Annotated in this window: 23 protein-coding genes; 17 read left to right on the top strand and 6 right to left on the bottom strand. The window is 67.8% G+C overall.

The genetic code is table 11. The features are described from left to right. Positions 1 to 11 precede the first annotated feature (11 nt). From AC5WS7_RS29195 to truA, 9 genes are all read left to right on the top strand, one after another. Positions 12 to 1,262: an MFS transporter gene (locus AC5WS7_RS29195; RefSeq protein ID WP_495957814.1), complete on the top strand. Its 1,251-nt coding sequence runs from the start codon at positions 12 to 14 to the stop codon at positions 1,260 to 1,262. Between the two features lie 607 nt (positions 1,263 to 1,869). Beyond that, positions 1,870 to 2,091: a translation initiation factor IF-1 gene (gene infA / locus AC5WS7_RS29190; protein ID WP_040804562.1), complete on the top strand. Its 222-nt coding sequence runs from the start codon at positions 1,870 to 1,872 to the stop codon at positions 2,089 to 2,091. Between the two features lie 94 nt (positions 2,092 to 2,185). Further along, positions 2,186 to 2,299 (top strand): 50S ribosomal protein L36, encoded by a 114-nt coding sequence (gene rpmJ, locus AC5WS7_RS29185; RefSeq protein WP_040818798.1) that lies wholly within the window; start codon positions 2,186 to 2,188, stop codon positions 2,297 to 2,299. Positions 2,300 to 2,519: 220 nt separating this feature from the next. Continuing rightward, positions 2,520 to 2,891 (top strand): 30S ribosomal protein S13, encoded by a 372-nt coding sequence (rpsM, locus tag AC5WS7_RS29180; RefSeq protein ID WP_067895101.1) that lies wholly within the window; start codon positions 2,520 to 2,522, stop codon positions 2,889 to 2,891. Positions 2,892 to 2,904: 13 nt separating this feature from the next. Beyond that, positions 2,905 to 3,318, top strand: coding sequence for a 30S ribosomal protein S11 (rpsK, locus tag AC5WS7_RS29175; protein ID WP_040818607.1), 414 nt, complete (start codon positions 2,905 to 2,907; stop codon positions 3,316 to 3,318). A 21-nt stretch (positions 3,319 to 3,339) separates the two neighbouring features. Continuing rightward, positions 3,340 to 3,945: a 30S ribosomal protein S4 gene (gene rpsD / locus AC5WS7_RS29170; protein WP_495957813.1), complete on the top strand. Its 606-nt coding sequence runs from the start codon at positions 3,340 to 3,342 to the stop codon at positions 3,943 to 3,945. A 97-nt stretch (positions 3,946 to 4,042) separates the two neighbouring features. Next, a complete protein-coding gene (locus tag AC5WS7_RS29165; protein WP_040818611.1) occupies positions 4,043 to 5,101 on the top strand; it encodes a DNA-directed RNA polymerase subunit alpha in 1,059 nt (352 codons plus the stop codon). 47 nt (positions 5,102 to 5,148) lie between these two features. Continuing rightward, the gene (rplQ, locus tag AC5WS7_RS29160; protein ID WP_495957812.1) at positions 5,149 to 5,673 is read left to right on the top strand and encodes a 50S ribosomal protein L17; all 525 of its coding nucleotides are present in this window, start codon (positions 5,149 to 5,151) and stop codon (positions 5,671 to 5,673) included. 152 nt (positions 5,674 to 5,825) lie between these two features. Beyond that, positions 5,826 to 6,668 (top strand): tRNA pseudouridine(38-40) synthase TruA, encoded by an 843-nt coding sequence (gene truA / locus AC5WS7_RS29155; protein ID WP_495957811.1) that lies wholly within the window; start codon positions 5,826 to 5,828, stop codon positions 6,666 to 6,668. Between the two features lie 492 nt (positions 6,669 to 7,160). On the opposite strand, the gene AC5WS7_RS29150 is transcribed toward truA, so the two are convergent. Further along, the gene (locus tag AC5WS7_RS29150; RefSeq protein ID WP_495957810.1) at positions 7,161 to 7,823 is read right to left on the bottom strand and encodes a respiratory nitrate reductase subunit gamma; all 663 of its coding nucleotides are present in this window, start codon (positions 7,821 to 7,823) and stop codon (positions 7,161 to 7,163) included. A gap of 201 nt (positions 7,824 to 8,024) precedes the next feature. Between AC5WS7_RS29150 and AC5WS7_RS29145 the strand changes: the two genes are divergently transcribed. Together AC5WS7_RS29145 and AC5WS7_RS29140 are read left to right on the top strand one after the other, a co-directional pair. Continuing rightward, complete coding sequence (locus AC5WS7_RS29145) at positions 8,025 to 8,882, top strand: hypothetical protein (RefSeq protein WP_495957809.1); 858 nt, start codon at positions 8,025 to 8,027, stop codon at positions 8,880 to 8,882. A 52-nt stretch (positions 8,883 to 8,934) separates the two neighbouring features. Beyond that, positions 8,935 to 9,759 (top strand): LLM class F420-dependent oxidoreductase, encoded by an 825-nt coding sequence (locus AC5WS7_RS29140; protein ID WP_495957808.1) that lies wholly within the window; start codon positions 8,935 to 8,937, stop codon positions 9,757 to 9,759. Between the two features lie 163 nt (positions 9,760 to 9,922). Here the strand turns inward: AC5WS7_RS29140 and AC5WS7_RS29135 are convergent, their stop codons facing one another. Next, positions 9,923 to 10,258, bottom strand: coding sequence for a metal-sensitive transcriptional regulator (locus AC5WS7_RS29135; RefSeq protein ID WP_495957807.1), 336 nt, complete (start codon positions 10,256 to 10,258; stop codon positions 9,923 to 9,925). A gap of 125 nt (positions 10,259 to 10,383) precedes the next feature. On the opposite strand from AC5WS7_RS29135, the gene AC5WS7_RS29130 reads away from it, so the two are divergent. Both AC5WS7_RS29130 and AC5WS7_RS29125 read left to right on the top strand, forming a co-directional pair. Further along, positions 10,384 to 11,193: an S-methyl-5'-thioadenosine phosphorylase gene (locus AC5WS7_RS29130; protein WP_495957806.1), complete on the top strand. Its 810-nt coding sequence runs from the start codon at positions 10,384 to 10,386 to the stop codon at positions 11,191 to 11,193. Positions 11,194 to 11,280: 87 nt separating this feature from the next. Then, positions 11,281 to 12,441: an NAD-dependent epimerase/dehydratase family protein gene (locus AC5WS7_RS29125; protein WP_495957805.1), complete on the top strand. Its 1,161-nt coding sequence runs from the start codon at positions 11,281 to 11,283 to the stop codon at positions 12,439 to 12,441. A 9-nt stretch (positions 12,442 to 12,450) separates the two neighbouring features. Here AC5WS7_RS29125 and AC5WS7_RS29120 read toward each other — a convergent pair whose 3' ends face one another. Beyond that, the gene (locus tag AC5WS7_RS29120; protein WP_495957804.1) at positions 12,451 to 13,470 is read right to left on the bottom strand and encodes a GAF domain-containing protein; all 1,020 of its coding nucleotides are present in this window, start codon (positions 13,468 to 13,470) and stop codon (positions 12,451 to 12,453) included. Positions 13,471 to 14,043: 573 nt separating this feature from the next. Between AC5WS7_RS29120 and AC5WS7_RS29115 the strand changes: the two genes are divergently transcribed. Together AC5WS7_RS29115 and AC5WS7_RS29110 are read left to right on the top strand one after the other, a co-directional pair. After that, a complete protein-coding gene (locus AC5WS7_RS29115) occupies positions 14,044 to 14,604 on the top strand; it encodes an NADPH-dependent FMN reductase (protein WP_495957803.1) in 561 nt (186 codons plus the stop codon). A gap of 119 nt (positions 14,605 to 14,723) precedes the next feature. Continuing rightward, positions 14,724 to 15,464, top strand: coding sequence for an SDR family oxidoreductase (locus AC5WS7_RS29110; protein ID WP_495957802.1), 741 nt, complete (start codon positions 14,724 to 14,726; stop codon positions 15,462 to 15,464). 8 nt (positions 15,465 to 15,472) lie between these two features. Here the strand turns inward: AC5WS7_RS29110 and eccE are convergent, their stop codons facing one another. Beyond that, positions 15,473 to 17,128, bottom strand: a complete 1,656-nt coding sequence (eccE, locus tag AC5WS7_RS29105; protein ID WP_495957801.1) for a type VII secretion protein EccE — start codon at positions 17,126 to 17,128, stop codon at positions 15,473 to 15,475. 111 nt (positions 17,129 to 17,239) lie between these two features. Here eccE and eccB point away from each other — a divergent pair, with 111 nt between their 5' ends. Continuing rightward, a complete protein-coding gene (gene eccB, locus AC5WS7_RS29100; protein ID WP_495957800.1) occupies positions 17,240 to 18,727 on the top strand; it encodes a type VII secretion protein EccB in 1,488 nt (495 codons plus the stop codon). Between the two features lie 198 nt (positions 18,728 to 18,925). On the opposite strand, the gene AC5WS7_RS29095 is transcribed toward eccB, so the two are convergent. Then, the gene (locus tag AC5WS7_RS29095; RefSeq protein ID WP_495957799.1) at positions 18,926 to 20,212 is read right to left on the bottom strand and encodes an MFS transporter; all 1,287 of its coding nucleotides are present in this window, start codon (positions 20,210 to 20,212) and stop codon (positions 18,926 to 18,928) included. 150 nt (positions 20,213 to 20,362) lie between these two features. On the opposite strand from AC5WS7_RS29095, the gene AC5WS7_RS29090 reads away from it, so the two are divergent. Further along, positions 20,363 to 20,509: a hypothetical protein gene (locus AC5WS7_RS29090; protein WP_495957798.1), complete on the top strand. Its 147-nt coding sequence runs from the start codon at positions 20,363 to 20,365 to the stop codon at positions 20,507 to 20,509. 40 nt (positions 20,510 to 20,549) lie between these two features. On the opposite strand, the gene mycP is transcribed toward AC5WS7_RS29090, so the two are convergent. Further along, positions 20,550 to 21,968 (bottom strand): type VII secretion-associated serine protease mycosin, encoded by a 1,419-nt coding sequence (gene mycP, locus AC5WS7_RS29085; RefSeq protein ID WP_495957797.1) that lies wholly within the window; start codon positions 21,966 to 21,968, stop codon positions 20,550 to 20,552. Positions 21,969 to 21,975 lie beyond the last annotated feature (7 nt).

Genomic DNA, 21,975 nt, shown 5'->3' with positions numbered 1-21,975 from the left:
AGCAGGGCGGCATGGCACTTTCGGTGGATCACGAGGACGCCGCGCGCTTGGACCGGCTCCCGGTTCGGCCCATACATCGCAAGCTCGTCGCCCTGGTCGGGATGGGCCTGTTCTTCGATCTGTACGAGCTGTTCCTGGCCGGGACGATCGCGGGCGTCTTCAAAGAGCAGTTACATCTGTCCACGTACCAGCTCAGCGGCATCCTGGCCTCGGCGTTCGCCGGCCAGTTCCTCGGCGCGCTGGTGCTGGGCCGATTGTCGGACCTGTTCGGCCGCCGCCGGATGTTCATGATCAATATCGGCCTCTACGCGGGGTTCACACTGCTGGGCGCGTTCAGCCCGAACGTGTGGTTCCTGATGGTCACCCGGGTGCTGGCCGGCCTCGGCATCGGCGCGGAGATGACCCTCGCGGACACCTATCTGTCCGAGGTGATGCCGCCGCAGGTGCGCGGCCGGATGATCTCCATCGCCTACACGATCGGATTCTGCGCCGTTCCGGTGGTGGGATTCCTGGCGCGCTGGCTGGTTCCGCTGAAACCGCTGGGCCTGGACGGCTGGCGCTGGTTGTTCGTGGTCGGCGGACTCGGCGCGGCGCTGGTGTTCTTCGCCCGCCGGTTCATGCCGGAATCGCCACGCTGGGAACAGCATCGGCAGCGCACCGCCGAACGCACCCGCTTCGTCGAGATCCTCGCCGCACCGCTGCGCACCCGCACCCTGCTGTTCTCGGCGGCGATGATCCTGCAGGTCTTCGGGTATTACGGCTTCGGCACCCTGGCCGTTCTGGTGTTGCAGCACAAGGGTTTCACCGTCGTCAACTCGCTGGGGTACCTGGCGATCACCTATCTCGGCTACCCGATCGGCTCGATGCTGGCGATCCCCCTGATCGAGCGGATGGAACGCAAATATCTGGTGCTGGCCTCCACCGCCGCGATGGCGGTCTTCGGGCTCGTCTTCGGCTTCGCGGTGAGCGTGCCGCTGATCCTGATCTCCGGCGCGCTGTTCACCCTGGCGAGCAACGTGTTCTCCGACGCGATCCACACCTACCTGCCCGAGTCGTTCCCCACCAGCGTCCGCGGCACCGCCTCGGGCACGACCTATTCGCTGTCCAAACTCAGCACCGCGATCCAGCCGTTCCTGCTGCTCCCGCTCCTGGACAGCCGAGGCCCCGGCACCGTCTTCACCATCATCACCGCGGCCCTGCTGATCATGTTCGCCCTGATCACCGTCTGGGGCCCGCGCACCGGCCGCGGCCCACTGGCCTGAGCCCGAAGCGAGGCGAGGCGAGGCGATCCCCGACGCCCCAGCGGCGAAGCGTCTCCATCCGCCGGTAGTCGAAAGGCTCCACAACACCAACCCCAAAAGGGTTCCGGCGCAGATCACACACCGAACCTCCACCGAAGCGAAGCGAGGTGAGGCGATGACCAACGCGCCCAGCGGCGAAGCGTCTCTGTATGGCTGGGAGTCGCCCGCGAAGCGATAGGTTCAGCAACGCCAGCCCGAAAGGTTTTCGGCGCGGGCTCGTCGTTCAGCCCTCGAAGCACATGGCCGAAGGCCGAGTCTCGAGGGCTGAACGACGAGCCTCAAAGCGCCGAAAACCCGCCGGAGCGAAGCGGAGGCCAAAAATCCAGCAGCGAAGCGGAGGCCGAAAAACACAGCCGGGTTTGGTGCGGGAAGTACGCACAGGTAAGCTTGGTCGGCGGTGCACCTATCCGCCGGTCGGTTCATGTTCGCGTGTTGCTGTCCGGTGAGTATGGCACCCGGCCGGTGAAAGTGCACGAGAGTCGGCCGGAAAACAGACGGTGAGGGCGGAGAAATCCGCTGACGAGCTGTGACCAGCCAGGGTCTCAGCGCAAACGGGATCGCGGAGGATATGGCGAAGAAGGAAGGGGCCATCGAGGTCGAGGGCCGGGTCATCGAGCCGTTGCCCAACGCGATGTTCCGGATCGAGCTGGAGAATGGCCACAAGGTTCTCGCCCACATCAGCGGTAAGATGCGGCAGCACTACATCCGCATCCTCCCCGAGGATCGCGTGGTCGTGGAACTTTCGCCGTACGACCTGACCCGCGGTCGCATCGTCTACCGCTACAAGTGATCGCCCTGGCGATCACCCCATAGATTTCCCCGGCCGAACCGGTCGGGGAACACCTGTGTTCACAGCCGGTGAACACCGACAAGATTGGAATGACGTGAAGGTCAACCCGAGCGTCAAGAAGATCTGCGAGAAGTGCAAGGTGATCCGCCGTAACGGCCGGGTCATGGTGATCTGCGACAACCTGCGGCACAAGCAGCGCCAGGGCTAGTCCCGTCGGGGGCGACCCCGGCTCGCACACCAGCCAAGCACCGAACGCGGTTCGGATTGGCAGAGAAGAAGAACTCCCAGCGCCACACGGCATCGGCGAGCCCGCGAAGTCCCCAGGGACGAGGCGGGCGGATGCCGGAACCACCCCCGGAACGGAGGCCGGGGCCCCAGACGAGGGGACGGCCAGGGAGCAGACCTCCGCAACATGAAGGAAATGCCATATGGCACGTCTGATGGGCGTCGACCTCCCGCGCGAGAAGCGCATGGAGATCGCACTGACCTACATTTTCGGTATCGGTCGTACCCGTTCCAAGGAGATCCTCGCGGCCACGGGCGTCAGCCCCGACCTGCGTTCGAAGGACCTCTCCGACGACGACGTCACCCGGTTGCGCGATTACATCGAGGCGTCGGACCTCAAGGTCGAGGGTGACCTGCGCCGCGAGGTGCAGGCCGACATCCGCCGCAAGATCGAGATCGGCTGCTACCAGGGCATCCGCCACCGTCGCCACCTTCCGGTGCGCGGTCAGCGGACCAAGACCAATGCGCGCACGCGCAAGGGTCCGAAGAAGACCGTCGCCGGCAAGAAGAAGTAGGGGATAACAACCGATGCCTCCGAAGAGCCGGACCTCCGGCCCCAAGAAGACCCAGAAGTCGCGGCGCAGGGACAAGAAGAACGTCCCGCACGGCCACGCGCACATCAAGTCCACGTTCAACAACACGATCGTCTCGATCACCGACCCCGAGGGCAACGTCATCTCGTGGGCGTCCTCGGGCCACGTCGGCTTCAAGGGTTCGCGCAAGTCGACCCCGTTCGCCGCGCAGCTCGCCGCCGAGAACGCCGCCCGCAAGGCGCAGGAGAACGGCGTCAAGAAGGTCGACGTGTTCGTCAAGGGTCCGGGTTCGGGCCGTGAGACCGCGATCCGCTCGCTGCAGGCCGCCGGCCTCGAGGTGGGCACGATCTCCGACGTCACCCCGCAGCCGCACAACGGCTGCCGTCCGCCCAAGCGGCGTCGCGTCTAGCGGGAAAGGAAGTAGCGAAAAATGGCTCGTTATACAGGCCCCATCACCCGCAAGTCGCGTCGTCTGCGCGTCGACCTCGTCGGAGGCGACCAGGCGTTCGAGCGTCGTCCTTACCCGCCCGGCCAGCACGGCCGCGCGCGGATCAAGGAGTCCGAGTACCTGATGCAGCTGCAGGAGAAGCAGAAGGCGCGCTTCTCCTACGGCGTCATGGAGAAGCAGTTCCGCCGGTACTACGAAGAGGCGAACCGCCAGAAGGGCAAGACGGGTGACAACCTGCTGCGCCTGCTGGAGTCGCGTCTGGACAACGTCGTGTACCGCGCCGGTCTGGCCCGCACCCGTCGGCAGGCCCGGCAGCTCGTCTCGCACGGCCACTTCCTGGTGAACGGCAAGAAGGTCGACGTTCCCAGCTTCCAGGTGAGCCAGTACGACATCATCGATGTCAAGGAGAAGTCGCTGCCGACACTGCCGTTCCAGGTGGCGCGCGAGACCATCGGCGACCGTCCGAGCGCGGGCTGGCTGCAGGTGGTGCCGAACCGGCTGCGGATCCTGGTGCACCAGCTGCCCGAGCGTGCGCAGATCGATGTGCCGCTGAACGAACAGCTCATCGTCGAGTACTACTCGAAGTAACAAGGCGTTACCGCGCCGCTGGTGGAACCGCCCGTGGGTGGTTCCACACATTCCAGTCGTGGACGTCAAATAGCGGGCGTCCAGAAGGAGGAAGAAAATGCTGATTTCACAGCGACCGACGCTGACCGAAGAGGTTATCGCCGAGAACCGCTCGAAGTTCACCATTGAACCGCTCGAGCCGGGCTTCGGTTACACCCTCGGCAACTCGCTGCGCCGCACGCTGCTGTCGAGCATCCCGGGTGCTGCTGTCACGAGCATCCGCATCGACGGCGTGCTGCACGAGTTCACCACCGTCCCGGGCGTGAAGGAGGATGTCACCGACATCATCCTGAACCTCAAGGGCCTGGTCGTGTCGTCCGAGGAGGACGAGCCGGTCACCATGTACGTGCGCAAGTCGGGCCCCGGCGCGGTCATCGCCGGTGACATCGTTCCCCCGGCGGGCGTGACCGTGCACAACCCGGATATGCACATCGCCACCCTGAACGACAAGGGCAAGCTGGAGATCGAGCTCGTGGTCGAGCGCGGTCGCGGTTACGTCCCGGCCGTGCAGAACAAGGCGTCGGGTGCGGAGATCGGCCGGATTCCGGTCGACTCGATCTACTCTCCGGTGCTGAAGGTGACCTACAAGGTCGAGGCGACCCGTGTCGAGCAGCGTACCGACTTCGACCGGCTCATCCTGGACGTCGAGACCAAGAACTCGATCTCCCCGCGGGATGCGCTGGCCTCTGCCGGTAAGACCCTGGTCGAATTGTTCGGTCTCGCACGGGAATTGAACGTCGAGGCCGAGGGCATCGAGATCGGGCCCAGCCCGGCCGAGGCGGATCACATCGCCTCGTTCGCGCTGCCGATCGAGGACCTGGACCTGACCGTGCGGTCGTACAACTGCCTCAAGCGCGAGGGTGTGCACACCGTGGGTGAGCTGGTCGCGCGCACCGAGTCGGACCTGCTGGACATCCGCAACTTCGGGCAGAAGTCCATCGACGAGGTGAAGGTCAAGCTGCACTCGCTGGGTCTGTCGCTCAAGGACAGCCCGGCCTCCTTCGATCCTTCCAGCGTCGTCGGCTACGACGCCGCCACGGGCACCTGGAGCGACAGCGGCACGTTCAGCGACACCGACAACGGCGAGCAGGACTACGCCGAAACCGAACAGCTCTAGGCCGTACGGGGCAGCAGTCCCCGGGGCCTTCCCAAAGGAGAACACCAATGCCCAAGCCCAAGAAGGGTGCTCGCTTCGGCGGGTCGGCGTCGCACCAGAAGGCGATCTTCGCCAATCTGGCGCAGGCGCTCTTCGAGCACGGTCGGATCACGACCACCGAGGCCAAGGCCAAGGCGCTGCGCCCGTACGCCGAGAAGCTCGTCACCAAGGCCAAGGCCGGCTCGCTGGCCGACCGCCGCGAGGTGCTCAAGGTCATCCGCAACAAGGATGTCGTGCACGAGCTCTTCGCGACCATCGGACCGTCGTTCGAGGGCCGCGAGGGTGGCTACACCCGGATCATCAAGACCGTCCCCCGCAAGGGTGACAACGCGCCGATGGCGATCATCGAGCTGATCCGCGAGAAGACCGTGACCAACGAGGCCGATCGTGCCCGCCGGGTCGCCGCGTCGCAGAAGGCGAAGACCGAGGAGGCCCCCAAGGCCGAGGCGGCTGCCGAGACCGAGGCTCCGGCCGACGAGGCCGCTGCGGCCGAGCCCGCCGAGGCTGCCGCGGACGCCGAGAAGAGCGAGTAAGAGCTCTGAACGCATGAGTAAGCCCGCCGTCCCCTCCGGGTCGGCGGGCTTACTCGTCATTATCTTTGGTAGCAGAACTTCTGACCAGCGATGATCAGGAGTTTCTCCCCACAGGGGGAGGACATCACGTTAACCGGGAGTTCGCTGTGACCATGTCCGATTCGCCCCGGGGAAGCGTTGCGATTCGGGTACGGCTGGATCTGTCCTATGACGGCACCGATTTCACCGGCTGGGCGCGTCAGCCGGGGCTGCGCACCGTGCAGGGCGTACTCGAGGAGTCGCTGGGCAAAGTGCTGCGGGAGCCGATCCAGCTGACTGTCGCGGGCCGCACCGACGCCGGGGTGCACGCCGAGGGGCAGGTGGCGCATTTCGATACCACCGCCGAATTCGACGTGGGCAAATTGCTGCACCGGCTCGCGCGATTCCTGCCGAAGGACGTGCGCGTCACCGGAATCCGGCCTGCCCCGGCCGAATTCGACGCCCGCTTCTCGGCGATCCGGCGGCACTACATCTATCGGCTGACCACCGCGCCCTACGGTGCGTCCCCGCTGCAGGCCCGCAGTGTGGTGCCGTGCCGTCCGGTGGATCTGGACGCGATGCGCGAGGCGTCGCGAAAGTTGTTGGGCCTGAACGATTTCGCCGCGTTCTGCCGCCGCCGGGAGGGGGCGACCACCGTTCGCGAACTGCAGCGTTTCGACTGGGACCGGACCGGCGACCTGTTGTTCGCGCACGTCAGCGCCGACGCCTTCTGCTGGTCCATGGTCCGCAGCCTGGTCGGCGGCGTTCTCGGGGTGGGCGAGGGCCGCCGCACTCCGGACTGGCCGGCCTCCCTCCTGTCCGAACGCACTCGCTCCAGTGCCGTCACCGTCGCCCCCGCACACGGTCTGAGTCTCATCGCCGTCGATTACCCCGCCGACGAGGATCTGGCCGTTCGCAACGCACAGACCCGGGAGATGCGCACGGTTCCCGGCGCGCACGGCTGCTGCGGCGAATAGGGTCACGCCGCGCCCGGCCGGCCGACACCGCCGATGCGCCCGGTGCGTCGAGTGAAAGCCATTCGCGCACTTGCTATTACGTACGGGCAGTACTCACGGCAACTTCGGCGGTGCCGAGGTCGCAGGCGGTCGGCAGGTTCCGTTCCGCCTCCGGCGCAGGACGGTGCGCCGGGCGCACTCGGTCGGAATCGCCTGGCGTGCACGGGAATCCGTCAGCGCCCGGCCAGCGCTTCGCGCCGAATCCACTGGTGGCGTGGAGCTGGAATCTCAACGGTGAACCCGCGGGCGAGATCTGGTATGAGACTCGGTGGGCGGTGCACCCGGCCGGGAACCGGACCGCGGTGAAGACAGCGCCGACCCGGCAGACTGGTGGCCGGACTCCGGGGGGCCATCCGGAGGCTGTTGTCGGCGTGATGTGACCCGATATGCGTTGCGTCGGCCCGGCTCGCCGGCATGGCATCACGCCGGGCAGAGGTCCGGATATGTGCCGGTTCAATCCGTCTGGCGGGCAGCCGATCCGACTGCGGTGATCAATCGGCGCACAGTGCGTTCGATGGGGCACAGGAACAGGCCGGCGAGCCGGGTGTACGGCCACAGGGCTATGGCCGAGACGACCGTGAGGGCCCGGAACTGGTAGAGCAGCGGGGCGCGGGTCATCACCGCGGGCTGCGGATCGAGGCTGAACAGCGAGGGAAACCAGACGAAGAGCGTGCGCGCGGCCGTGTCGTGCGAGCCCGTGGTCTTCGGGTCGAAGATCACCAGGACGCCCGACAGGATCGCCACGGTCAGGATCGGCAGGGTGATGCGGTCGACGACGGTGACCGGCCGGGTCGAGCCGGCCACCATGGTGGGCAGCAACAGCAGGACCGCGCCGGTCAGGGCGATGGGCGCGGCGACTACCTCGCTGACGAAGACGACCTGGGCGATGCTGACGGTCGATCCGGAATGCACACGGCTGAGCACTATTTGGCCGATTCGCGGGATCAGCACGACCAGGATGCCGACGCGGAACAACCACAGACCGGTCCGCGACACGTCGGTCCGGCCCCCGAAGACGCCGGACCGGAATCGATCACGCCGCCAGCGCCACCAGTGGCCCAGGCCGAAGGAGGCGAAGGCGAGGTAGGGGACGACGACCCAAACCAACGTTGTCATGAGATTTCTCGGTGCCCTCCGGAGGCCACCGTGCTGGTCGGCCGTTCGTGACAAGCCTATGCCGCCGGAGGCGGAATCCGAAGGGCCGGTAGTAAATATCCGATGGTCCTCGGTGTGGTGCGGTGCGCGTCGACTGCCTGCGCCGACTCGCTTCGCGGGGTGGTCGTGCGCCGAGGGGAGAAGGTGGCAGACTCGGCATCCATGAGTCCGGTGAGCCGTGGCCGTAAAGGCAAGGAGAACAAGCGAGAAGAGGCGCGCGGGAGCGGCGCGGAGGTCGTCGAGGCCGACGATCTCGGCGTCGGCGAGATGATGGCCGAGGTCGTCGCGCGGATAGCCGAATTCGAGCAGGTGGAAGAGCCGGTGGACGGGGAGTACCTTGCGGCGGGCCTGCTCTCGGTCGGTTACGGGGAAAGCGCGGACTATCTGGAGGTTTTCGTGCGGCTGTTCGCCGACCGGGCCGAGGAGATGGCGACCCCGGGTGCGTTGGCCTTCCTGCGCTGCGTCGCGGCGCTCGCCGGGGAGCCCTCGCGCACGGTCGCCCACGAGGCCACCGATCGGCTCGCCGCGGCCGGTGTCGTCCCGCCCGCCTGGGTCCCCGAACTGGACGAACCGCTCACCGCGGGCGAATTCGTCCGCTGGGACGATGTGGAGGGCACGGGTGCGACCCTGTTCGGCAGCTTCGCGCGAGCGGGCCGCACGGACGGCTTCCTGATCTTCGTGGACGACGAGAATTGCGGCGCCGCATACGATTTGGCCCCGTTCGTCGGCGAGGGGCTGACCGAGTCGCGGCGGCTCACCGATGAACAGGAACCCGCCGAGGAGCAGGCCATGACTCCGGGCGAGTTCCGCTGGCGGGTGCAGGCGGCGCTGGACGCGCGCATGCTGCACGATCGCGGCGCGCGCGAGGCGGGCGTGGAATGGGAGGAGCCCGAAGAGGACGACGCGATTCCGCACGAGGTCGCCGAGGTGGTCGTGCGGGCGCGCCTGGCAACCCTGCCCGCCGTGGGCAAACCGCTCCCGATCCACGTGCACCCGGAGTTCGAGGCGGGGTTGGTGTAGTGGGCCACGCCGGGGTGGAATACGTGCCGGAGTGCCGGAGTTCACATCCAACATGACGATTCGTGGACTCGGCAGGTTCGGGGTGTGGCGCTACTACGGGGGAGTGAGTCCGGACGAGGCAAAGGAATTGGAAGGGCTCGGGTACAGCTCGATCTGGCTGGGCGGATCGCCCGCCGCCGAGTTGCCGGTGGTGGAGTCGCTGCTGGAGGCGACGGAGAATCTGCTCGTCGGCACCAGCATCGTGAACGTGTGGAGCGCGCCCGCGCAGGAGACCGCGGAGTCCTTCCATCGGATCGACAAGCGCTTCCCGGGCCGTTTCATCCTCGGCATCGGAATCGGCCATCCCGAACACGACAACGACTATCGCAAGCCGTACGACGTTCTGGTCGAGTATCTCGACGTGCTCGACCAAGCAGGCGTGCCCAAGGAGCAGCGGGCCCTGGCCGCGCTCGGTCCGCGGGTGCTGAAGCTGGCGCGTGACCGCACGGCCGGAGCGCTGCCCTACCTCACCACACCGCAGCACTCGCGGGAGGCGCGCGAGATCCTGGGCCCCGGCAGTCTGCTCGTGGCCGAGCACAAGGTCGTGCTGGACACCGACCCGGCCACCGCGCGTCCGGTCGGCCGCGGGACCGTGAAGTTCTACCTCGGGCTGCGGAACTACGTCGCCAACCTGCGTCGTCTCGGCTTCAGCGACGAGGATCTGGCCACCCCGGGCACCGACCGCCTGGTCGACGCACTGGCCCTGCACGGCACCGCGGAGCAGATCGCGGCGGGCCTGACCGAACACCTGACCGCGGGCGCCGACCATGTGGCGATCCAGCCGCTGGGTGACGACTACATCGGGACTCTGCGCACGTTGGCCGCCGTACTCGACTGATCAGCGCACCGCGCCGCCGCCGTACCGATATCAGCGGCGGCGGTGCGGTAGCGGTGTGCGGATCGGTGCGGACTCGGCACACGGCACGGGCGAGTATCGGTCGCCGGGTCGTTCGGATGAGCGCCCGCATCCACACCTGTGCGCGGTCCCGTGCGGGAATCGCTCAGGAGCGGACGAGCCGGGCGATGGCGTCGGTGGCCTCTTTGATCTTCTGCTCGGCCTCGGGGCCGCCGCGCACGGCCGCGTCGACGACGCAGTGGCTGATGTGGTCCTCGAGCAGGCCCATCGCCACCGCCTGCAGCGCCTTGGTCATGGCCGAGACCTGGGTGAGGATATCGATGCAGTACTGCTCCTGCTCGACCATGCGCTGCAGGCCGCGGGCCTGGCCCTCGATGCGGCGCAGACGTTTGAGGTAGTCGTCCTTGGCGGTGATGTACCCGTGCCCGGCGTGCTCGTGACCCGACGCCGTCTCCGCCGTGGTGATGTCGTCCTCGGTCACCGGATCTTCCTCTTCTCCCAGCCCATCGAGCCTGCCGTCTGTGATACCCCACCAGGGTACATGCCGGAGCGAGTGGTAGCGCCCCGGTTTCCGTCCCCGGCGCGAGGGTGCGGGAGAATCGGCGCATGAGTTCGGTTCCCCGGCCCGCGCTGGCCATCATCGGCGGCAGCGGCTTCTACGATTTCTTCGGCGACGACGCGGTGAGCCTCGAGGTCGAAACGCCCTACGGTGCGCCCAGCGCGCCGATCACCGTCGGCGAGGTCGAGGGGCGGCAGGTCGCATTCCTTCCTCGGCACGGACGAAAACACGAATTCTCCCCGCACACCGTGCCCTACCAGGCGAATCTGTGGGCGCTGCGGTCGATCGGCGTGCGCCGGATCCTCGCGCCCTGCGCGGTGGGCAGCCTGCGCGCGGACTGGGGGCCGGGCACGGTCGCGGTGCCGGATCAGTTGGTCGACCGCACGTCGGGGCGGGCGCAGACCTACTTCGACAACGGCGGCATCCACATCTCCTTCGCCGACCCCTACTGCGATGAACTGCGCGGCGCGGCAATCCGGTCCGAGGTCCCCGAACTGCCGCTGAAATCGACCGCGACGATGGTCGTCGTGCAGGGCCCGCGATTCTCCACCCGAGCCGAGAGCCGCTGGTTCGCCGGGCAGGGCTGGGAACTGGTCAACATGACCGGATTCCCGGAGGCGGTCCTGGCTCGCGAGCTCGAAATGTGCTACGCGGCAATCGCTCTGGTGACCGATCTGGATGCCGGTCTGGAGTCCGGCGAAGGGGTCAGCGCCGCTGCCGTTTTCGCCGCATTCGAGCAGAATCTGGTGCCGTTCAAGGCACTCGTGCGGAACGCGGTCGCGGCGGTCGAGGGCACCGACACCTGTGCGAGCTGCCGTGTTCATGCCGGTGTGGCGTTGCCGTTCGAACTACCCTGATGCCATGGGTGTACCGTCGCAGACCTCGGTTCCGGCGGCGGTCGCACCGATCTTCATGCGGGGGATCGGCGGACCGATGGAGATGATATGCGGGTATTGCTGACCGGGGCGGCGGGATTCATCGGACTGCACGTGCGCGGCACGCTCGCCGACGCGGGGCACGAGGTGGTCGCCCTGGACGCGCTGTTGGAATCCGTGCACGGGCCCGATCCGGTTCCGCCCGAAGGAATCGTGCGCGCGGACATCCGCGATCCCGACGCCCTCGATCCGCTGCTTCGCGGCGTCGACGTGGTCGTCCACCTGGCCGCCGCGATCCCGCCCGGATCCTCGGCCGGGGGCGGGAACGGCTCGTCGATGGGAGTCCAGGGTCCGCCCGCACTGCCGCGCGAGCGCACCGGTTCGGCGGCGAGCACGGGCGCGACGACTGCGGTGCGGCCGGGCGGCCCCAATGTGCAGCGCGCCCCGATGTTCGCCGCGCACAACGATTTCGGCACCGCGGTCCTGCTGGCCGCGATGGAACGCGCCGGAACCCGTCGGCTGGTGCTCGCCTCCTCGGTGTCGGTGTACGGGGAGGGCCGGTATCGCGGAGCGCGCAGCGGGCCCTTCTTTCCGGGGGTGCGCCGCCGGGCCGATCTGGACCGCGGCATGTTCGACCATCGCGCGCCGCGCTCGGGAGAGATCCTGACCTGGGAACCGGTCGGTGAGGACGCCCCGCTGCGGCCCCGGACCGGATATGCGGCGAGTAAAGCGGCACAGGAGAATTACGCGATGGCGTGGGGCGCGGCCACCGGCGCGGGCGTCACGGTGCTGCGGTATCACCACGTGTACGGCAACCCGATGCGCGAGAATGCCGCGCTGAGTGCGCATTCCGGTGTCGCGGCACGATTCCGGGCCGAGCTGGCCGCCGGGCGCGCGCCGTACGTCTTCGAGGACGGCGGGCAGGTGCGGGATTTCGTGCACGTCCGGGATATCGCCGCCGCCACGGCCGCGGTCGTGGCGCGGCCGCTGTCCGGATTCGTCCCGCTCAATATCGCCTCCGGACATCCGATCACGCTGTGGGAGGTGGCCTCGATCATGTCCCGGGCTCTCGGCGGGCCGGATCCCGTCGTGAGCGGCCAGTATCGGATCACCGACGCCCGGCATATCGTCGCCGATCCGCAACGTGCCCGTCGCACAGTCGATTTCAGCGCCACCGTGGCACCCGCGCAGGGGTTGGCCGAGTACGCCGCGACTCGCGTACATCCCTGACGGAGTGTGTCAGCGGACTTCGAAGCGGACCAGGGCGAAACGCGGCGGGCCTTCCTCGGCGCCGTGCGGAAGCGGACTGATCTCCGCGTCCACCCGCAGCCAGCTGCCGTCCGTGCCGGCCAGGCGGAGCCCGGACAACGTCAGGTTGCGTTTGCCGGCTCGAATATCGTTGCGCGCCTCGCGGATTCGGTCGAGATCGTCCGGATGCGGCAGAGTGCGCTCCTCGACGTCGCCGGACCACAGCAAACCGGGTATCGGCTCGCTGATCCAGCGCAGCACGCGCACCTGCGCGGTGTCCACGACCGCCAGATACAGCCCGGGGTTGGCGCTGATGAGGGTGTCCACCGTCGCGGCCTCGAACGACTTGGGTTGTGGCGGAACGCTGTCGGTGATGTCGACGAGCAGTCCTCGCCAGCGGCCCGGATCCGTCTCGTCGCTGCGGGCCGCGGTCATCAGGGTGCGCAGGCCCTCGGGGGTGCGGACGGTCATCTCGCCCAGCCAGCGCGCGCCCGGCACCGGCTGCGCCATGGTCGCGACCCAGTCGAGCGCATCGTCGAAACGTTCGACGTACTCGTAGGTCTCGGCCCCGGTCCACACCGACCGGCCGCGGTCGAAATTCGGCCCGAGGCCGGCGGAGACGACCTCGAGCCGCCGGTCGTCGTTGGTGTACAGATAGGGCGCGGCCGGTGTCGGCTCGGTATCGCCCTCGCCGACCCGGACGTGCACCGCGTATACGCGATCATCCGGCCCGGTAATGGGAACGGCCCGCACGTACCGCTGCGACCAGGCGTGCCGGGACTTGGGCAGAATCCGCTCGACCGGCGCACCGGTGGCATGTGCCATCGCGATCACCGTGAGCGCCGGGCCGGGTACCGCGCGCACCAACGATTTCCACTTGCGCGGCGCGGTGCCCACGGCGACCAGGGACCAGGTCCCGGGCGCGCCGAGCGTCTCGACGAGCAGCCATGCGGTAATTTCTGCCTCCCGTATTTTCTGCCTCCGCTTCGCTTCGGCGGGCGGCCCTATCAACCCCGGTCCTTCCTTCCTTCCTTCCTTCCTTCCCTCCCTCCCTCCGCTCCCGCGCTTCGCTCCTCCACTCCGGCCAGTCCAGGACCGGAGCGGGCCCCGGCCTTGGAGTGGGCGTAATTCGGGGCGGGCGGAACTCGGGCGGCCACTGTGTGTTCGCGCTGCTGCGGTGGGCCGGACTCTGTTGCCCCTGGTCGTCCGTTCCTTTGTCTGGTCGCTGGGTTCCTCGGCTGCGGTTGGTCCTGGATCGGGGTGGGCCCCGGCTTGGTTGTTCAGGGTGGGCGGAACTCGGGGGTGGGGTTGCCTGTTGTGCTTACTGTCGAGTTCTGCTTCGTCGGTACAGAATCGACCCTGGTGGGGGGCTCGTTCAAATCGCCGATGTTTCGCCGAACCGGCTGCCGTGGCCGGAAGGTGTGCTCGGAGTTGAAGTAACCCTGTTGCGGGGGTGTTTTGCTGGACTCGGCCGGAATATCCTCGGTGCCCGCCGGTGTCCGGTCCGGACGTGGGCGGGCGGGATTCATCACCGTGACGTTCGCTCGCCAGGGTCGCACGGTGGCTGCGGTTAGGCTCGCTGACATGGATACTCCGTTGCGGCTCGAGGTGATCGTCGCCAGTGTGCGGCCGGGTCGGTTCGCGCCGGTAGTCGCCGACTGGTTTCTGCGGGCCGCGCGAGCCGACGACCGGTTCGACGTCGGTGTCATCGATCTGCTGCACACCCCGTTGCCGGTGGATCTCACCGAGACGCCCGAGGTCGTCGCGTATCGCGAACGGCTTTCCGCCGCAGACGCTTTCGTCGTGGTTACCTCGGAATACAACCACGGCTATCCGGCCGCGCTGAAGACCGCCCTGGACACCGCCAAACACGAATGGCGTGCCAAGCCCATCGGATTCGTCGGCTACGGCGGACTCTCGGGCGGTCTGCGGGCCATCGAGCAATTGCGTCAGGTAGTGGCCGAGGTGCACATGGTCTCGATTCGCGAATCGGTCAGCTTCCATCAGGTCAAGCGTGCCTTCGATGCCGAGGGCCAGACCCGCGACGGCGCGGCGATCGATGCGGCGCACCGGCTGCTGCGCCAACTCGCCTGGTGGGCAGGGCATTTGCGGGTGGCGCGCAGCGCCGACCCGTACCCCGGCTGAGCCTGCCCACCGCAGCGCCGACGTGATCCGGCGATCTCCTCGGCAGTCGCCGCCCGGCTAAGCGGACAATTGTCCGGTACGGTTGCTATCGTGATCGAACGACTTTCGGAGGTATCTCGGTGAGCGGACTGGACGGCAAGGTCGTTGCCATCACCGGAGCCAGCAGCGGGATCGGCGCGGCGACCGCGACGGAACTGGCCTCGCGCGGCGCGGCCGTCGTACTCGGCGCGCGGCGGACCGACCGGCTGGAAGAGTTGGTGACGCGCATCCGGGGCGCGGGCGGGCGCGCGGAAATGGTGGCGGTCGACGTCACCCGGCGGGCCGACCTCGAGGATCTGGTGGCATCGGCGGTGAACCGCTTCGGCCGCCTCGACGTGCTGGTGAGCAATGCGGGCATCGCCCGGATCGCGCCGGTGCGGGCGCTGGACCTCGACGACTGGGACGCCATGATCGACGTCAACGTGCGCGGCGTGCTGCACGGAATCGCCGCGGCGCTACCGGTTTTCCGCGGTCAGGGTCGCGGCCACTTCGTCACCACCATCTCTACGTCCGGACTAAAGATCGTGCCGACCCAGGCGGTCTACGCCGGTACCAAGAACGCCGTGCGCACACTGCTGGAGGCGCTGCGTCAGGAATCCACCGACGGCGTCGTGCGAACGACCTCGATCTCGCCCGGATTCGTCCGCACCGAACTCGTGGACCACGTCGACGACCCCGGTCAGCGCGAGCAGGCTCAGCAGGCGATGGCGACGTTGGGTATCAGCCCCGAGGCCGTGGCGCGGGCGATCGCCTTCGCCATCGAACAGCCCGAGGACGTGGAAATCGGCGATATCACCATCCGGCCCACCCGGCAGGGCTGAATGTCCTGCTACCGGGCCATCGCCCGGCGCTGCTGTTGCTGCTGACCGCGGGGCGAGCCGATATAGGTGGACTCGCGCGGAATGGAGACCAGGCTCAGATCGACCTGGGTGGTGCCGGTGCGCAGGATGACGTGGTTGCCGATCGCGCCGGGCTGGTGGATCTGCAGATCGGGTTTGGTGGCGGGCCAGCCCATCGGATCGCCCGTCACATAGATGGTGGTGACACCGGCGTGCGGCGCGGGCGCGAGCACCCCGTCCACGACCGCGGCGGTGAACGACGCGTCGCTCTGGTGGGTCTCCACCGCGATGGTGAGCCGCTCCGGATTGCCGATGGTGCTGACCAGCTGCTCCCACGCGCCCGGCCGCTCGGTGCGGATCAGGATCCGTTCGCCGACCGCCAGCGCGCGGAACACCAACTGCTGCGCCAGGTACAGCTCGCCGGCCACGTACACCGTCGAGATACCTTGTCCGACAAGCCGAATCGCGACACCGTTGCCGTCGGCGTCGGAACCGATCAGCTGACCGCAGCCCGACGAGGGCAGATGCAGCGCGTCGATCACGTCGATCGGGAACTCCGACATCGGCACCGTATCGTCGACGTCCGGAATTCCGATCGGGAAGTGCGCCAGCAGATTCTGCCGATGCCGCCCGCTCATCGAGACCATGCCCTTGCGTTTGATCTGCTCGGGCATCTCGCGGGCGGTCAGGCGCCAGGCCGCGCCGATGTTGACCGTCTCGGCCGAACTACCCGGCCGCAACCGCACCGCGACGGTGGTGCCGCGCGAGGGCGGCACCCACAGTTGGGCGAGCAGATCCGAACCCAGGCGCTTGGGATCGACCGCGGCGCCGATGTTCACGCCGTTGCCGAGTTCGGCGTATCGCCACCGGTGGGTCAGGGTGCGCGGATCGATTCCGGCGCTGATCTGCAGCACCGCCTGCCGGATCTCCGGCGCGGTCAGCACGCGCGAATAACAGTCCGCGTCCTCGAGCGCGCGCACGATCCGCTGCGTGGCCACGGTGACCGCGCGGCACGCGCCCTCGGCGCCCCCGCCGCGCCGGTCCGCGGCATCCGGGCAGGCCAGGGCATCGAAGCTGATGGCGAGCCACACCGTGCGGTGCGCGGTCGCGGGCAGCGGGCCCAGCAGCGATTCGTAGATCGGCCCGGCCGGGGTGCCCGAGCGGCTGCGGTGGCCGTGGCTGATGATGTCGATCCCGCTGAGCAGGATGTCGTGCTGGTTCAGGCATTGCGCCAGTTCGGGCATCGGCAGCAGGTGCGAGGCGTGCACGGTACTGCGATCGATCCGGGTCAGCCCGCCGCGCGGGGGCAGCACCTCGACCACCGCGACCACCCGGCTGCCCTCCCAGAACAACCCGAGCGACCGGCCGTCCGGACCACGGAAATCGATCGTGTCGCCGATCTCGTACTCCCGCTGCGTCGAGAAGCGCCAGATCGTGGCGATCCAGGAGGCGATGGTGCGCTTGCCGAACGGAATCAGCAGCAGCAGACCCGCCACGATCGCCGCGCCCAGTGCGTACCAACCCGGCAGTCGCACGGCCAGCACCGCCACCGCGACCACGAGGCCGAGCAACTGTGCGGCGAGCAGATTCGACAGCGTGATCCGCCCGAGAAGCGGGCGCCTGTTCGCCCCGCTGGGTTCGGCCATCGTGGTCCCCCATGTAACCGGTGTCGGCCGGATTCGGCGGCCGAGCTGAACTGAAGTCCTCGTGAACTGTACTGTGTTCCACGAACGCGAGCACTGTTCGGGGGAGGACTCATGCCTTCAAGACCCACAACCAGGTGGCAGGTAAGCGGCTATCGCTTCCTCGTACGCCGCATGGAGCACGCCCTGGTGCGCCGGGATGTGCGAATGTTGCACGATCCCATGCGTTCTCAGTCGCGCGCCTACACCGTCGGACTCATTCTCGGCGTCGTGGCGCTCGCCGGATGTGCGGTCCTGGCGTTGCTCAAACCGCAGGGGTCGATCGGGAACAGCAAGATTCTGATGGGCAAGGAGTCCGGTCAGATCTACGCCGTGATCGACGGAACCGTCCATCCCGCACTGAATCTGGCCTCCGCGCGCCTGGCCGTCGGCGATGCCTCGAGTCCGGCCAGTGTGAAGGAATCGCAGCTGTCCAGCATGCCGATGGGTGCGTTGATCGGCATTCCCGGCGCGCCCTCGCTGCTCACCTTCGACAACAGCGGCGCCGGCCGGCAGTGGACGGTGTGCGATGAGTTGAAGACCGATGGCAGCGATACCCTGACCACCACCGCCATCGCCGGCGATCTCACACTCGGTGACAAGGGCTCGAAACTCCCGAAGAACAGCGCGTTGCTGGTGCGGGGCAAGGACGCGACCTACCTCGTCTACGACAACAAGCGCGCGCGGGTGAACATGAACGATCGCACGGTCACCGACGCGCTGAAGATCACCGGCGACACCCCGCGCCCGATCAGCCAGGGCCTGCTGAACTCGATCCCCGAGGTGCTCCCGATCGTCGCGCCGAACATCACCGATCCGGGCGGCAGTTCGGCACTGGCCGATCACCGCAACGGCGATGTCGTGCAGCTCGGCACCGACAACCAGTACTTCGTGGCGCTGGAGAACGGAATCCAGCAGATCTCCCCGCTGACCGCCGACATCATCCGCAACTCGAACCCGACCGCGGGTAACGGTGAGATCAGCCCCTACGGCCGCGCCCACACCCCGATCGTGAACACCCTTGCGGTGCAGGATTATCCGGACACCGCGCCCGCGGTCGTGGACTCGAAGGACCAGCCGGTCGAGTGCCTGTCCTGGAAACCGCTGGCCTCCGCGGACAAGTCCGACGGCAGCATGCATGCCGAATTGTCCCTGGTCACCGGGCACGCGCTGCCGATCCCGGACAAGGCCAAGCCGGTCCGCCTGGCTCAGGCCGACAGCTCGGGCAGTGACAAGGCCGACCAGTTCTACAGCACTCCGGGCACGGGAATCCTGGTGCAGACCACCGGAATCGAGCCGGACAGCCAGCGCAAGGACGCCGTGTTCTTCATCTCCGACACCGGCGTCCGCTACGGCCTGAAGGACACCGATGCCGCCAAGGCGCTCGGCATGGATACCGCCAAGACCAAGTACGAGCCCGCGCCGTGGCCGATCGTCGGCCTGCTGGCTTCCGGCCCGGCCCTGTCCCGGCAGGACGCCATGGTCGCCCACGACGGCGTCGCACCGGACTCGGCCCCGGCCAAGACGCTGGTCTCGCCGACCTCGGCGGCGGCGGCGAACTGATCGAAAACGTCGGCGGTACAACAGGTTTCGGACACCTCGCGAATCGCGAACGAGCGCACGGTCATCGGTGACCGTGCGCTCGTTTCGGCTCGGGGCCGTTGCGGTGGCCCTGCTGCGTCAGCGCGAATTACCCAGCCCGGCAGCGGGATTCGCGTGGGTACCGGAGTGCGCCGACCGGACGGCGCATCCGGAACCGGTTCACGCGGCCGGTATCGGCTCGTTGGGCCCGAGGTCCGCCCCGAATTTCACGCCCTTGGCCTCCTTGCCCACCGCGGTCAATATCGCCACCATGATGAGCACCGGAATGATGGTGACCGCCAGGGCGAACGGATAGCCGTGGTGCTGGGCGAGACGTTCCTGGATGGGCAGGTTCAGCGCGGCGAACAGATTGCCGAGCTGATACGTGACGCCGGGATAGAACCCGCGAATGGCATCCGGTGACAACTCGGTCAGATGCGCCGGGATCACGCCCCAGGCGCCCTGCACCATCAGCTGCATGAGGAACGAGCCCAGGCACAGCATCGCCGCGGTCGTCGAATAGGCGAACAGCGGGACGATCGGCAGGCCGAGGACGGCGCAGAAGATGATGGTGTACCGGCGGCCGAAACGTTCCGAGAGCGAGCCGAACAGCAGACCGCCCACGATCGCGCCGATGTTGTACACCACGGCGATCCATTTCGCGGTGACCGCGCTGATCGCCGCGCCGCCCTGGGCGTGCGGCGCGGACAGGAACGTCGGGTAGACGTCCTGGGTGCCGTGGCTCATCCAGTTGAACGCGGTCATCAGCAGCACCAGGTAGACGAATCGGCGCACGATGACCGGATTGCGAATGACATCGCGAATCCTGGTCTGGGTCACCCTCATTCGCTCCTGGGTCCGCTCCCACGCCTCGGATTCCTCGGTGCGGGTACGGATGATCAGGATGATCAGCGCCGGGATGATGGACAGTGCGAACAGCCACCGCCAGGACAGCCCCGCCCAGTTGATGACCACCAGCGAGGCCAGCGAGGCGAGCAGGTAGCCGAACGAATATCCCTCCTGCAGCAGTCCGGAGAAGAATCCGCGACGTTCGGTCGGGATCTTCTCCATCGCCAGCGCCGCGCCCAGGCCCCATTCACCGCCCATGCCGATGCCGTAGAGCATGCGCAGCACCACCAGCACGGTGAAGTTGGGCGAGAACGCGCACAGGAAGCCGATCACCGAATACATCGAGACATTGGCCATCAGCGGAATGCGGCGGCCCACACGGTCTGCCCACATGCCGAACAGCAACGCCCCGACCGGCCGCATGATCAACGTGGCCGTGGTCAGGAAGGCGACCTCGGCCTTGCTCATGTGATAGGTGTGCGCGATGTCGGCGTAGACGAAGACCACGAGGAAGTAGTCGAAGGCGTCCATCGTCCACCCGAGTTGGGCGGCGATGAACGAGTTGCGTTGATCGGCGGTCAGCTTCGGTCTGGGTGCCTTGGGTACGGCGGTGGCCATGGGTATCCCTGCCCTCTCTCAGGTGTACGGCGGGGTCTGTCCGCTCGACCGCGCCGTAGCGCATTCTGCAACGCAGGGCGCTCGACGCAACTGGAGTTCGCCACGTTCGTTGCCCTTCCGAACGGAATTTTGGCTCGCTTTGGCGAGAATTTGGCAAAACCTTGGTTTTCGGCCAGCGCCCTGACCGCCGAATTCGGCGCGCCCTCCGCGGGTCCGCCGCCCTGGCGCGGCTACCGGGTGAGCGCGGCCTCGGCGACGGCGGTGGCCGCGGTCGAGCCGGGCGGGGCGACACGCTGACTCTCCGATCGGGTTCGACCGAACCCGTTGTCGCACAACATCAGTCGCGCATCCCGAATCGGCGCCGGATCGGGAACGAGGCCAGATAACCCAGGATCAACAGCACCGCGATGGCGGCCGTGCCGATCAGCGCGACGTTGCGGGCGGTGTTGTCCGGCGCCTTCGGCGGCTCCGGGACCGCCATCTGCCAGCTCTTGGCCGAGAACGGATGCTTGGGCGGGATCTGGGTGGGGACCTCGGCGGTCAGCGCGGCGACCGGATCGATCGCGCCGTAGCCGACGTACGGATTCCAGCCCCCGGCCGGTGCGTGTGCGGTGGCTTCGATGCGTTTGATCACGTCGAAGGCGCTCAGGCGCGGGAACTTCTGGCGGACCAGCGCGGCGAGGCCGGCCACGTACGGGCTGGCGAAACTCGTTCCGGCCATTTCGGTCTGCTTGTTGCTCTCGATGAACGCGGTCGCCGTGCCCTTGCTGTTGGCCGAGCCGTAGTTGACGTCCAGCGAGGTGATCTTCTCGCCCGGCGCCGCGACGCCGACCCAGGGGCCGGGGACGGTGAACTTCGACGCGGAGCCGGTGGCCGGATCGATGGCGCCGACCGAGAGCACGTAGTTGTCCCAGCGGGCGGGGGTGACGTTCTCGTTGACCCGGCTCCACATGTCCCCGTCGGGATCCGTCGGATCCAGCACCGGATTGGTTCCCTTGCAGGCATCGCTGTTACCGGCCGCCACCACCACGACGACGTCCTTCTGGACCGCCGCGTACTGCACCGCCGCACCGATTTTCCCGTCCGACGGGGTGCCCGCGACGCAGTTGACCTCCGAGATGTTGATCACGCGAGCGCCCAGGTCGGCGGCGTGCCGGATGGCGGAGGCGAGCGAATCCAGATCGCCGTAGCTGTTCTTCTCGATCTGCTCCTGGGTCTGCCCCTGGGACGCGCCCTTGACCTCGAAGTAGTTGCTGGTCTGGCGGATCGCGACGATCCGGGCATCGGGCGCGACGCCCGCGAAACCCTGTCCGTCCACCCGGCTCGCGGCGATCAGCCCCGCGACCGCGGTGCCGTGGCCGTCGCAGTCCTGGGTGCCGTCGCCGTTGCTGACGTAATCGCCGCCCGCGGCAAGGTTTCTCAGTCGCGGGTTGCGGGCCACGCCGGTGTCGATGACCGCGACCGTCTGGCCCGCCCCGGTGGCGAACTTCCAGGCCTTGTCCAGATCCAGAACCCGCTGCGCCTGCGGCACGGTCTGACCCTCGCCGCCGGGAACGGTGCTCATGCACGGGGTGTTCGGCTTCGGCTCGGTGGTCTTGGACGGATGCGGCGCACCGTCCGCGGGCAGATCGGCCGGATTAACCGCGGGCGGCCGCTCGGCGAAAGACGTTCCGGCGCCGGCCGATACGCTCAACCCCAGCACCGCCGCCGCGGCGGCGACGCGAATAGTTTTGCGGCCGAATGTCTTCGGGTTCATCGCGCGG

The organism is Nocardia sp. PLKS1-43 (assembly GCF_059510335.1).
The sequence above is the reverse complement of the archived record's forward strand: the minus strand, read 5'-3'. Positions and strand labels throughout refer to the sequence as shown.

Bases quoted from the DNA above. Each gene is read 5' to 3' on its own strand.
- eccE (WP_495957801.1), bottom strand. From the start codon at position 17,128: ATGGCCGAACCCAGCGGGGCGAACAGGCGCCCGCTTCTCGGGCGGATC.
- rpsD (WP_495957813.1), top strand. From the start codon at position 3,340: ATGGCTCGTTATACAGGCCCCATCACCCGCAAGTCGCGTCGTCTGCGC.
- AC5WS7_RS29095 (WP_495957799.1), bottom strand. From the start codon at position 20,212: ATGGCCACCGCCGTACCCAAGGCACCCAGACCGAAGCTGACCGCCGAT.
- AC5WS7_RS29145 (WP_495957809.1), top strand. From the start codon at position 8,025: ATGAGTCCGGTGAGCCGTGGCCGTAAAGGCAAGGAGAACAAGCGAGAA.
- AC5WS7_RS29130 (WP_495957806.1), top strand. From the start codon at position 10,384: ATGAGTTCGGTTCCCCGGCCCGCGCTGGCCATCATCGGCGGCAGCGGC.
- eccB (WP_495957800.1), top strand. From the start codon at position 17,240: ATGCCTTCAAGACCCACAACCAGGTGGCAGGTAAGCGGCTATCGCTTC.
- AC5WS7_RS29195 (WP_495957814.1), top strand. From the start codon at position 12: ATGGCACTTTCGGTGGATCACGAGGACGCCGCGCGCTTGGACCGGCTC.
- AC5WS7_RS29165 (WP_040818611.1), top strand. From the start codon at position 4,043: ATGCTGATTTCACAGCGACCGACGCTGACCGAAGAGGTTATCGCCGAG.
- truA (WP_495957811.1), top strand. From the start codon at position 5,826: ATGTCCGATTCGCCCCGGGGAAGCGTTGCGATTCGGGTACGGCTGGAT.
- infA (WP_040804562.1), top strand. From the start codon at position 1,870: ATGGCGAAGAAGGAAGGGGCCATCGAGGTCGAGGGCCGGGTCATCGAG.
- AC5WS7_RS29140 (WP_495957808.1), top strand. From the start codon at position 8,935: ATGACGATTCGTGGACTCGGCAGGTTCGGGGTGTGGCGCTACTACGGG.
- rpsK (WP_040818607.1), top strand. From the start codon at position 2,905: ATGCCTCCGAAGAGCCGGACCTCCGGCCCCAAGAAGACCCAGAAGTCG.
- rpsM (WP_067895101.1), top strand. From the start codon at position 2,520: ATGGCACGTCTGATGGGCGTCGACCTCCCGCGCGAGAAGCGCATGGAG.
- AC5WS7_RS29150 (WP_495957810.1), bottom strand. From the start codon at position 7,823: ATGACAACGTTGGTTTGGGTCGTCGTCCCCTACCTCGCCTTCGCCTCC.
- AC5WS7_RS29115 (WP_495957803.1), top strand. From the start codon at position 14,044: ATGGATACTCCGTTGCGGCTCGAGGTGATCGTCGCCAGTGTGCGGCCG.
- AC5WS7_RS29125 (WP_495957805.1), top strand. From the start codon at position 11,281: ATGCGGGTATTGCTGACCGGGGCGGCGGGATTCATCGGACTGCACGTG.
- rplQ (WP_495957812.1), top strand. From the start codon at position 5,149: ATGCCCAAGCCCAAGAAGGGTGCTCGCTTCGGCGGGTCGGCGTCGCAC.
- mycP (WP_495957797.1), bottom strand. From the start codon at position 21,968: ATGAACCCGAAGACATTCGGCCGCAAAACTATTCGCGTCGCCGCCGCG.